Here is a 9,968-nt window from a genome sequence, read left to right as displayed (position 1 = left end):
CCGCCTTCCTGGCGGGTGCGGCAGCGCTCGCCGGTCTGGTGCGGGAGGTGCGGGCGCACCTGCGCCGCTCCTCGCCGCCCAGAGTGTGGACGTGGCGGCGCATGGGCGCGCTGCTGGCCCATGGCGGGATCGCGGTGATGGCGGTCGCCATCCTGGCCTCCACGGCCTTCCAGGTGGAGACGAGCCGGTCCCTGGCCCTCGGTGAGAGCGCCCACCTGGCCGGGTACACGGTGCGCTTCGACGGCCTCGACTGGCGGCGCGTCCCGGGCGCCACCGAGGTCTACGCCCGGGTGAGCCTGTTCCGGGGCGACCGGTTCATCCGGCAGCTGGAGCCGGGCCGGCGCGTCTACGACGGCAACATGGCCGAGTTTGGCGCCACCACCGAGGTGGCCCTACACCGGCACCCCGAGGGGGACGTGTACGTGGCGCTCGCCGGCTGGGAGGAGAACGGCCGCAGGGCGGCGTTCGAGCTCTACGTCAACCCGCTGGTGAGCTGGCTTTGGATAGGGAGCTCGCTGATGCTCCTGGGCACCGTGCTGGCCCTGGGTTGTGCGGCCGAGGCGAGGGCGTTGGAGCGGCAGGCCCGGGTGAGGGTGCTGGAACAGGCAAGCCGCCTGTCCCAGGCCCCCTCATCAGGCGCGGCCCTCGCCCAACCTACTCCAGGGGTGCGCTGACGAAGCGGCCGACGACCTTCACCTCGAGCTCGAGGGTGACGCCAAACGCCTCCTGCACGCGCCGGCGCACCATGCGGATGGCGTCGAGCATCTCGACGCACGTGGCACGGCCCTTGTTCACGATAAAGTTGGCGTGGATGGGCGACACCTCCACGTCGCCCCGGCGCCAGCCCTTCAGCCCGGCCTGCTCGATGAGGCGGCCGGCGTAGTCGCCCGGCGGGTTCTTGAAGATGCTGCCGGCGCCGGGCTCGCCCAGGGGCTGCGTGCGCCGCCGGGCCTCCAGGTACGACTCCATCTCGGCCGTGATGGCCTCGACGGGCCGCGGTGCAAGCTGGAGCCGGGCGCTCACCACCGCCAGGTCAGGGCGGCTTTGAAGGACGCTGTGCCGGTACGCGAACCGGAGATCCTCGGCCGAAAGGCGCACCTCGCTCCCGTCCGGCCCGAAGCACAGCACGCTTTCCACCACGGAACCGATGGCTCGGTGATGAGCGCCGGCGTTCATGACGATGCCGCCTCCGACGCTCCCGGGGATCATGACGCCGAACTCCAGCCCCGACAGCCCGTGCATGGCCGCCTGCCAAGACATGGCCGGAAGCGGCGCCCCGGCTTCGACCTCCAGCGTCGTGCCGTTGAACTCGGCCCGGGACAGCCCCCGGGCGATCTGGATGACCACGCCCTCGATGCCGTCGTCGCTGACCAGGAGGTTTGAGCCACGGCCGATGACGGTGACGGGAAGGCCGTGACGGTGGCACGTCTCCAGAGCGCGGGCGAGGTCGTCGCGGCTTTCAGGGATGACCAGCACGTCGGCAGGCCCGCCGATGCGGAAGGCGGTATGCGAGGCCATCGGCTCGTGGTCCAGCACCGGCCCGCGGACCCGCTCCCTGAGGAGCTCACTCCAGGTACGGGCAAGCGTCGCTCTGTGTGAAGCCTTCATGCGGTGGCCTCCCGAGTCCCGGCTTTCAGCTGTGCGGTGCGGTTCCTATGGTGCCAGCGGTCGTTATGGAGTCTATTCCCCGCGGGCCTATGGATACTCCTGTAGTGCTGCGGAAGGGTTGTGATGGCAGAGGTGCCCACGCACCGGCACAAGAGGGGTCGCCCCGGGCAACCCCTCCTCTACGGGTCCAGCTTTACCGCGATCTGCCCGTCCCGCACCTCAACGGGGTAGGTGCGCAGCGGCCTATAGGCGGGCAGCGTGAGCGCCTTGCCGGTTCGGAGGTCGAAGCGGGCGCCGTGCTTCGGGCAGGCCACGATGCCCGCGTCGGGGTCGAAGTCGCCCTCGCTCAGGCTCGCCCGCTCATGGGTGCAAAGGTCATCCGTGGCGAAAATCGCCTGCCCCGTGTTCCACAGGGCGATCACCCTACCGGCCAGGCGCACCTTGCGGCTTGCCCCGGGCGGGAGCTCCGGGAAGGGGAGAGCCGGCTGGAAGTCCGCCATAGCCCTGTTCTCCCCTCAGCCTACCGAGCCTTCCATCTCGAGTTCGATGAGGCGGTTGAGCTCCACCGCGTACTCCATCGGAAGCTGCCGGGCGAAGGGCTCGATGAAGCCCATCACGATCATGGCGGTGGCCTGCTGCTCCGGGATGCCCCGGCTCATCAGGTAGAAGAGCTGCTCCTCGCTCACCTTGCTGACGGTTGCCTCGTGCTCCATCTGGACGTCGCTGTTGAGCACCTCGATGTAAGGGATGGTGTCGGTCTTGGAGCGGTCGTCGAAGATGAGGGCGTCACAGTTGACCTTGCTTTTGCTTTTCGCGGCCTCCTCGGCGATGTGGACGAGGCCCCGGTACGTGGTGCGCCCGCCGTCCTTGCAGATGGACTTGTTGGTGATGGTCGACGTCGTGTACGGCGCCAGGTGCACCGCCTTGGCGCCGGCGTCCTGGTGCTGCCCGGGCCCGGCCAGCGCGATGGAGAGCACCTCGCCGCGGGCGCCCCTGCCCATCAAGTAGACCGACGGGTATTTCATCGTGAGCTTGCTGCCCAGATTACCGTCTATCCATTCCATGGTGGCGTCCTCGTGGACGGCCGCCCGCTTGGTCACCAGGTTGTAGACGTTGTGCGACCAGTTCTGGATGGTGGTGTAGCGCACCCGGGCTCCCGGCCTGACGATGATCTCCACCACCGCCGCGTGCAGCGAGTCGGTGGTGTACTGGGGCGCCGTGCACCCCTCGACGTAGTGCACGAAGCTGCCGGGCTCGGCGATGATCAGCGTCCGCTCGAACTGGCCCATGTTGCGGGCGTTGATGCGGAAGTACGCCTGCAGGGGGACCTCCACCCTGACGCCCTCCGGCACGTAGATGAAGCTGCCGCCGCTCCAGACCGCGCTGTTGAGCGCGGCAAACTTGTTGTCGGCGGGCGGCACCACCGTTCCGAAGTACTGCCGCACAATGTCCGGGTACTCCCGCACCGCCGTGTCGGTGTCGACGAAGATGATGCCTTGTCGCTGGAGCTCCTTGCGAATGTTGTGGTAAACCACTTCAGAGTCATACTGGGCCGAGACTCCCGCGAGGAACTTCCGCTCGGCCTCGGGGATACCCAGCCGGTCAAACGTGTTCTTGATGGTGGCAGGAACCTCTTCCCACGTCCTGCCCTGGCGCTGTGTGGGCCGGATGTAGTAGTGAATCTCGTCGAACCGGAGCCGGGAAAGGTCTCCACCCCAGGCGGGCATGGACTTTCGCTCGAAGATGTCGAGTGCCTTGAGCCGGAAGCGCCGCATCCACTCCGGCTCGCCCTTGAAAGCGGAGATCTCCTCGACGACCTTTCGGTCGAGGCCCTTCGGGGACTTGTATACGTACTGCTCCGGGTCCGAGAACCCGTAGCGATACTCCGTATCGAGCTGGAGACCCTGCCTCGCCACGCCGACTCCCCCTTGCCATGAAAAGTCTAGTCCCGGTACTTAGTGATGTCAATGCTTCACCTGGTTAACTAGCCTCTCATACAGGGCGCCTCCGGCGAAGGATATAATGGGTCACGGCACAGCAACACCCCGGAGAAGGCAGGGATACGGGTATGGGCGTGCTATCGCGCATGACCGCCGTGCTGAAGGCGAAGATGAACAAGCTGGTGGAACGCTGGGAAGATCCCCGCGAGACGCTGGAATACTCCTACCAGCGCCAGCTTGAACTGATGCAGCAGGTGCGCCGCAATCTGGCTGAGGTGGCCACCTCCCGCAAGCGGCTGGAACTGCAAGGCGTGAAGCTGCGGGAGACGCTCCAGCGCCTGGAGGATCAGGCGAAAGAGGCCCTCAGGGTGGGGCGCGAGGATCTGGCCGTGGCGGCGCTGCAGCGCAAGGCCGAGATCCAGCAGCAGATCGAGGGCATCGAGCGCCAGGCGTCGGAGCTCGAGGCCGAGCAGAAGAAGCTGGAGGCGGCTGAGGCACGCCTTCGGGCCAAGGTAGAAGCCTTCCGGGCTCACAAGGAGGTCATCAAGGCCCAGTACTCGGCGGCCGAGGCCCAGGTACGCATCGGCGAGGCGGCCAGCGGGCTGTCCGAGGAACTGGCCGACGTGGGGCTGGCCATCGAGCGGGCCCAGCAGAAGACGGAGGACATGAAGGCCAGGGCGGCCGCCATCGACGAACTGGTCGCCACCGGGGTGCTGGAGGACCGGACGGCTTTCACGGGCGGCACGGCCATCGAGCAGGAGCTGGCCAAGATCAAGGCGTCCGAACGGGTGAAGGCAGACCTGGAGAGGCTCAAGCAGGAGGTGTCGCGGGCGTGATCATCCGCATCGCCACGGAAGGCCAGTATGAACTGACCGGGCCGGCGCTCGCCGAACTGGACAGCGCCGACAACGCGCTGCTGGACGCCGTCGAAAACGGCGATCCCCACGCCTTTGCCCGGGAACTCACGCGCGTTCTCTCGATCATCCGCACGCGGGGGCGGCGGCTCGACGACCGGGAGCTGAAGGAATCCGACCTGGTGCTGCCGCCGCCCGACACCACGGTGGAGGAGGCCAGGGCGCTGTTCGCCGAGTACCCGCGACACCTCGTCACCTGAACACAGCTCGACACGCAGGCCGGCCCCCCCTGCCGGAGGGCCGGCCTCTTCGCCTCATACGGGGCAGTCCCAGATCGGGTACCACCGGGACGGGTCGGGCTCGGTGGGGAGTTCCCGGGAGAGGAGAGCGGCGGCGTGGAGCTCGCCGCTCTCGTGTCTTCCGCTCGAGGCCTCCTTGCCCTCACCCTTCGGCACGAACGGGTAGAAGCGCCCGCGCTTGTAGTTGTAGATGAGGTAAATCTTCTGAGGTGCCGTGCCTTCGGCGTCGGCGGCGAAGCGCTCCCCGGGGCGGAAGCGGAAGACCGCCGAGAGGATCTGGGTGCCGAAGCCCTGTTCGTCCAGCGTCTGGGCCGCCATGTGAACCAGCGTCAACAGGTCCTCGAAGTCCGGGTCCTCCAGGAGAATCCAGGTGTAGTTGTAGCCATCCTTCAAGACCTGGACGCGGCTTTCGGTCTCTTTGGCGCCCATCCGCACCAGTTGCGCAAGATCCCGCTGCGCCGAGGCGAAGTCGCCGGTCACGACCGGCTTGAGGCAGATGCCGGCCCGGCCGCCGCTGACCCAGCCAAGCTCCTCCTCCACGACGGGGCGAGCCGTCGAGAGGGCGAAGAGCTTCTCCGGCCGGGGCTGCACCAGCCGGGGCCGGCCCAACAGGGCGTCAAACCACTGCCGGAGGCCCATGACTACTTTCGGCCCGCAAGTTCGAGTTCGAGCTTGCGCAAATAGGCGAGCCGGTTTTCCAGCGACGGGTGCGTCGAGAAAAGTTCGGCGATGCTGGAGCCCCGCAGCGCGGGCACGATGAAGAACGCGTTGAGCGCCTCGGCCTGGCGCAGGTCCCGGCTCGGGATGCGATCCATGACGCCGCTGATCTTGATCAGCGCCGACGCCAGATTCGAAGGCGCGCCGGTCAGGTAGGCGGCGCCGCGGTCCGCCGCATACTCCCGGTACCGGGAAAGCGCCCGGATCAGGAGATAGCTCACGAAGTAGACGAGCAGCGAGACCAGGTAGATGACCATCCAGGCGTACGCGCCCCCGCCGCGGTCGTCCCGGCGGTCTCCGCCCATCGGCACGCCCCAGTAGCCAAACCACATCATCTGCCGGGTGAGGAACGCGGCCACCGTCGCGAAGAAGCTCGCGACAGTGATGACGGCCACGTCACGGTTGCGAATGTGGGTGACCTCATGGGCCAGCACCGCTTCGACCTCCGGCCTGGAGAGCCGGCGCATCAACCCCGAGGTGACGGCCACGACGGCGCTCTTCGGGTTGCGGCCGGTGGCGAACGCGTTGGGGACGTCGGACGGCATGATGGCCACCCTGGGCTTCGGCAAGTCGGCCATGGCGGCAAGCCTGCCCACGATGTCGTGGAGCTCGGGCGCCTCTTCAGGGCTCACCTCGCGGGCGCCGGTCGACCAGAGCACGAGCTTGTCGGACAGGTAGTACTGGGCGGCCAGCATGATCCCGACGACGAGGAAGATGGTGGTGGTGTTGGCGCCGTAGGCGAGAAGCACGCTGATGAAGAAGAGGTAGACGGCGCCCAGCAGCAGCATCGTCAACAGCATGCGAGCAGTCAGCCCGGGATCTGAGGCAGCTACCCGCATCGGTCGGGCCATCGGGACACATCCCCTCCTGATTGCGATGGCAAGGCTCGAATACCATTGTACGTTATTCGCAACGGTGTCACAATTCGCGGGCACCCCAGGAAGAGACGCGGCTGGCTGTGCGAGAGCTAACCTGAAGTACTTCCAGGCGACCATGCGATGGCTCGTCGGAACCGCCATCGCGCTGTCGGCTTTGATGGTTGCTCTTTTCAGCCTGTTCGCCAGCGCAGGGACGTGACCTGGCCGGTGGCGCCGTCGCCGCTACGCGGACTCGAGGCGATCAATGGCCTCCTGCGCGGTGCGGCGTGCCCAGGCGTCCGCTTCCTGCACAGCCTCTAAAGATAACGATGGGGCTGGCGTGTGCCGGTCGAGGGCGTCCCTGACCACCTCCAGCAGCCGGTCGAACCGAAGCCGTCCCGCCAGGAAGGCCTCCACTGCCACCTCGTCCGCCGTGGCCAGCACGGTCGGGTAGGTGCCTCCCGCCTCCGCGGCCTGGCGGGCCAGACGGATAGCCCGTGGTTCGTTCTCCCCCGGTACCAGCGGCTCGAAGGTGAGCGTGAGGGGTTCGGCCCGGCCGGATGGGCCGGTGCCTCCGGAAGACCCGGCCCGCCGGGAGCGGGCGCCTGGCTCGAATAGCGGCGGCGGCCCCCGGTACTCCCAGCGATCGGGGTAGCTGAGGGCGAACAGAAGGGGCAAGCGCATGTCCGGAAGGCTGAGTTGCGCCTTGATGGAGCCGTCGCAGAACTCCACCAGCGAGTGAACCACGCTCTGCCGGTGCACCACCACCCGGACGTCGGCACAGGGCACGCCGAACAGGTGGTGCGCCTCGATGATCTCGAAGCCCTTGTTCATCAGGGTCGCCGAGTCCACCGTCACCCGGGGCCCCATGCGCCAGGTGGGGTGAGCCAGGGCCTGCTCCGCCGTCACGGTGCGAAGGCGTTGCGGGGGCCAGCCCCAGAACGGGCCGCCCGAGGCGGTGAGCCACAGCCGGCGGATGCCCGGACGCCGTTCACCCAGCAGGCTCTGCCAGATGGCCGAGTGCTCGGAATCCACCGGAAGCAGCCGCCCTTCCTCGACCAGGCGGGGAGCCGGGATGAGGTCGCCGGCGGCGACCAGCACCTCCTTGTTGGCGAGCGCCACCCTGCGGCCGGCCTCGAGGGCGGCGAGGGTCGGCGCCAGCCCCGTGAGGCCGACGGTCAGCACGAGCACGAGATCGGCGTCGGGGTGCAGCGCCGCGTCAATGAGCGCCTGAGGCCCCGCCACCACATGGGGGGCGGCTGCCGGGAAAGAAAGCGGCCCGGGATGGGTCCCGAGTTCGGCCCGGAGCCGGGCGGCGGCGCCGGGTTCGGTGACGGCCACCAGGCCCGGCGAAAACCGCCGCACCTGGTCGGCCAGGAGTTCCGGGTGGCGGCCGGAAGCCCCCAGGGCCACGACCTGCAGGCGGTCGGGGAAGTGCTCGCACAGTTCCAGCGTCTGCACGCCGAGCGAGCCGGTGCTTCCCAGGATGGCCAGCCGGCGAGGCGCGGGCGGCTGTGGCGTGCAGTGGTGATGTTGTCCGGGTTTGGGCGTCACGGCGCATGTTCCCCGGCGATTATAAGCCAGGCGGGGTGCCAACAGGCAACCGGGGGACGGTGTCGAAAGAGGGTTCGACGAGTCGGGAAGGGGAAGCCGTCGTGCAGCAAGCCGCCGACTGGATCCGGGAGCCCCGGGTGACGCTCATTGCCGTCACACAGTTCAACGCGCCGCCGCACATCGAGTGGGAGACGGACACGGACAACCCGGCGCAGCGGCTCATCGAGTTCGCCGGCCGGCTCTGCTACCGCTCCTTCCACAACCCGAGCGGCCGCACCAACGCCGAGTACATCGACAACCTCCTGCGCCAGGGGCACCTGAGCGTCATCGAACACGCCAGCGCCAGCATGCTCATCGAGGGCATCTCCCGCTCCTGTTCGCACGAGATCGTCCGCCACCGGCACTTCAGCTACTCGCAGCTCAGCCAGCGCTACGTGAACGAGGCCGAGGCCCGCATGGTGCTGCCGGCGGCGCTGGCGGACGACCCCGAGGCGCAGGCCATCCTCGCGCAGGTGGCTCGAACCGCCCGGGATGCGTACGCACGGCTCGCCGAACGGCTCCAGGCGAAGTACGCAGGCGTGGCCGAGCTGTCCGAGCGGCGCAAGATGGCGCGCCAGGCGGCCCGTTCGGTCCTTCCCAACGCGACCGAGACCGCGCTGGTCATGACAGGGAATTTCCGGGCGTGGCGCCACTTCATCCGCATGCGCGGCTCGCCCCACGCCGAACCGGAAATCCGGCGCGTGGCGATGGCGGTGCTGCGCATCCTGCAACAGCAGGCGCCCGCCGTCTTCGGCGACTTCCGGATCGAGCGCGGGCCCGACGGAAGCGAGGTGGCCGAACCCGGCTACGTTTATGAATGAAGCGACAACAGAGCGCCTGGCCCCGCCGGTCCCCGACGGGGCCTGGATGCGGGTGCGGGAGGACTGGGCCGAGGCGGGGGAGGGCAGCCGGCGGCTGTTCACCTTCGACCTGGCCGGGCGGTTGGTGGAGGCGTTCGTGGACGGGGTCGGGTACCGGCGCGGCCTCGACAACCGGGTGCTGGAGCGCCGGCCGGTGCGCGGCGCCGAGGGCTTGTCCCGGCGGCAGCGGAGGTGGCTCAGCCGGAGGGAAGCCGAGCAACTGGTGGAACAGGCCGTCGAGACGGCGAGATCGGCTGCCCGTGCCGGCTACCCCGCGTTGAAGGTCATGGACTGGGGGGCCCTGCTGGCGGATGCCCGCCGGTTCCGGCAGGTCTACCGGCCCATCGGCATCCTGCCGCCGGACCAGTACCTGTCCGTGGTGCTGCAACTGACGGCCGGCTGCTGGTACAACCGCTGTACGTTCTGCACTTTTTACAGGGGCCAGCGATTCGGCGTGCGGAGCCTCGACGAGTTCCGCCGGCACATGGACGAGGTCAAGGCTTTCTTCGGGGCGGGACTGCTGCGCCGGCACACGGTCTTCCTGGGCGACGCCAATGCCCTGGTGCTGGCCACCCGGCGGCTGGTTGATTGCCTGGAGGCGGTGGGTGAGGCGTTTCCCGGCCGTGAGGTGTTCGCCTTCCTGGATGCGTTCAACGGCCGGCGCAAGGGCGCTGCCGAGTGGCGGCAACTCGCCGCCCTGGGGCTGCGAAGGGTGTACATCGGCCTGGAGTCGGGAAGCGACGAGTTGCTGCGGTTCCTGGAGAAGCCCGGCACGGCCGCCGACGCGCTGGCCACCGTCCAGGCGATGAAGGCAGGGGGCATCGGCGTCGGCATCATCCTGCTGCTGGGGGCCGGCGGGCGGCTGTATGCGGGCGAGCACGTGCGCCGAAGCACCGAGATCGTGAACGCCATGGAGCTCGGCGGCGGAGACCAGCTTTACCTTTCGCCACTGGTGGTGGCACCTCGGTCGCCCTACGAGGAGCGGGCGAAGGAGGCCGGGGCCGTGCCGCTGTCGCCGGCCGAGGTAAAGGGGCAGGCCGACGCGCTGCTGGCGGGTATCCGCCTTGGGCGGGGTGCCCGGTGGTCTTACTACTTCATCGAGGAGTTCCTTTACTAGTAGTGCGTCCCACAAGTTCGTTCCATGGCCATGATGGGTCCTTGACAACTTAAGCCCGCACGGTCGGGCAAAGAATTTCGCAGGGCAGCAGGAGTCCGGCCATAGGGCGCGAACTGGCGCCAC

General features: G+C 68.4%; 11 protein-coding genes. 5 read left to right on the top strand and 6 right to left on the bottom strand.

All coding sequences use genetic code 11. The features are described 5' to 3' along the window. A partial coding sequence (locus tag AB1609_08330) for a cytochrome c-type biogenesis CcmF C-terminal domain-containing protein (protein ID MEW6046475.1) occupies window positions 1-674 on the top strand: 674 nt, incomplete at its 5' end. Here AB1609_08330 and murB read toward each other — a convergent pair. The 3 genes from murB to sufB all read right to left on the bottom strand — a co-directional run bounded on the left by murB (window position 655) and on the right by sufB (window position 3,524). Continuing rightward, window positions 655-1,608 carry a UDP-N-acetylmuramate dehydrogenase gene (gene murB / locus AB1609_08325; protein MEW6046474.1) on the bottom strand — a complete coding sequence of 318 codons (954 nt, stop codon included), beginning with the start codon at window positions 1,606-1,608 and terminating at the stop codon, window positions 655-657. The two genes, AB1609_08330 and murB, sit on opposite strands and share 20 nt — an antisense overlap. A gap of 179 nt (window positions 1,609-1,787) precedes the next feature. Further along, on the bottom strand, window positions 1,788-2,108 hold the full coding sequence (locus tag AB1609_08320; protein ID MEW6046473.1) for a non-heme iron oxygenase ferredoxin subunit: 321 nt from the start codon (window positions 2,106-2,108) through the stop codon (window positions 1,788-1,790). A 15-nt stretch (window positions 2,109-2,123) separates the two neighbouring features. Then, window positions 2,124-3,524 carry a Fe-S cluster assembly protein SufB gene (gene sufB / locus AB1609_08315; protein ID MEW6046472.1) on the bottom strand — a complete coding sequence of 467 codons (1,401 nt, stop codon included), beginning with the start codon at window positions 3,522-3,524 and terminating at the stop codon, window positions 2,124-2,126. A gap of 152 nt (window positions 3,525-3,676) precedes the next feature. Between sufB and AB1609_08310 the strand changes: the two genes are divergently transcribed. Together AB1609_08310 and AB1609_08305 are read left to right on the top strand one after the other, a co-directional pair. Continuing rightward, window positions 3,677-4,384, top strand: a complete 708-nt coding sequence (locus tag AB1609_08310; GenBank protein ID MEW6046471.1) for a PspA/IM30 family protein — start codon at window positions 3,677-3,679, stop codon at window positions 4,382-4,384. Beyond that, window positions 4,381-4,662 (top strand): hypothetical protein, encoded by a 282-nt coding sequence (locus AB1609_08305; protein MEW6046470.1) that lies wholly within the window; start codon window positions 4,381-4,383, stop codon window positions 4,660-4,662. Before AB1609_08310 ends, AB1609_08305 begins: the two co-directional genes overlap by 4 nt. A 54-nt stretch (window positions 4,663-4,716) precedes the next feature. On the opposite strand, the gene AB1609_08300 is transcribed toward AB1609_08305, so the two are convergent. The 3 genes from AB1609_08300 to AB1609_08290 all read right to left on the bottom strand — a co-directional run bounded on the left by AB1609_08300 (window position 4,717) and on the right by AB1609_08290 (window position 7,829). After that, window positions 4,717-5,340, bottom strand: coding sequence for a hypothetical protein (locus tag AB1609_08300; GenBank protein ID MEW6046469.1), 624 nt, complete (start codon window positions 5,338-5,340; stop codon window positions 4,717-4,719). Window positions 5,341-5,342: 2 nt separating this feature from the next. Continuing rightward, window positions 5,343-6,269 (bottom strand): zinc metalloprotease HtpX, encoded by a 927-nt coding sequence (htpX, locus tag AB1609_08295; GenBank protein ID MEW6046468.1) that lies wholly within the window; start codon window positions 6,267-6,269, stop codon window positions 5,343-5,345. Window positions 6,270-6,518: 249 nt separating this feature from the next. Beyond that, a complete protein-coding gene (locus tag AB1609_08290) occupies window positions 6,519-7,829 on the bottom strand; it encodes a 1-deoxy-D-xylulose-5-phosphate reductoisomerase (protein ID MEW6046467.1) in 1,311 nt (436 codons plus the stop codon). A 122-nt stretch (window positions 7,830-7,951) separates the two neighbouring features. Here AB1609_08290 and thyX point away from each other — a divergent pair, with 122 nt between their 5' ends. Next, window positions 7,952-8,689, top strand: a complete 738-nt coding sequence (thyX, locus tag AB1609_08285; GenBank protein MEW6046466.1) for an FAD-dependent thymidylate synthase — start codon at window positions 7,952-7,954, stop codon at window positions 8,687-8,689. Between the two features lie 46 nt (window positions 8,690-8,735). Beyond that, window positions 8,736-9,845: a radical SAM protein gene (locus AB1609_08280; protein ID MEW6046465.1), complete on the top strand. Its 1,110-nt coding sequence runs from the start codon at window positions 8,736-8,738 to the stop codon at window positions 9,843-9,845. Window positions 9,846-9,968 lie beyond the last annotated feature (123 nt).

This window comes from Bacillota bacterium, assembly GCA_040754675.1.
In the GTDB taxonomy this organism is placed as follows: Bacteria; Bacillota; Limnochordia; order Limnochordales; family Geochordaceae; genus Geochorda.
Note: the sequence above shows the minus strand (reverse complement) of the source record. Positions and strands in the feature narration are given on the sequence as shown.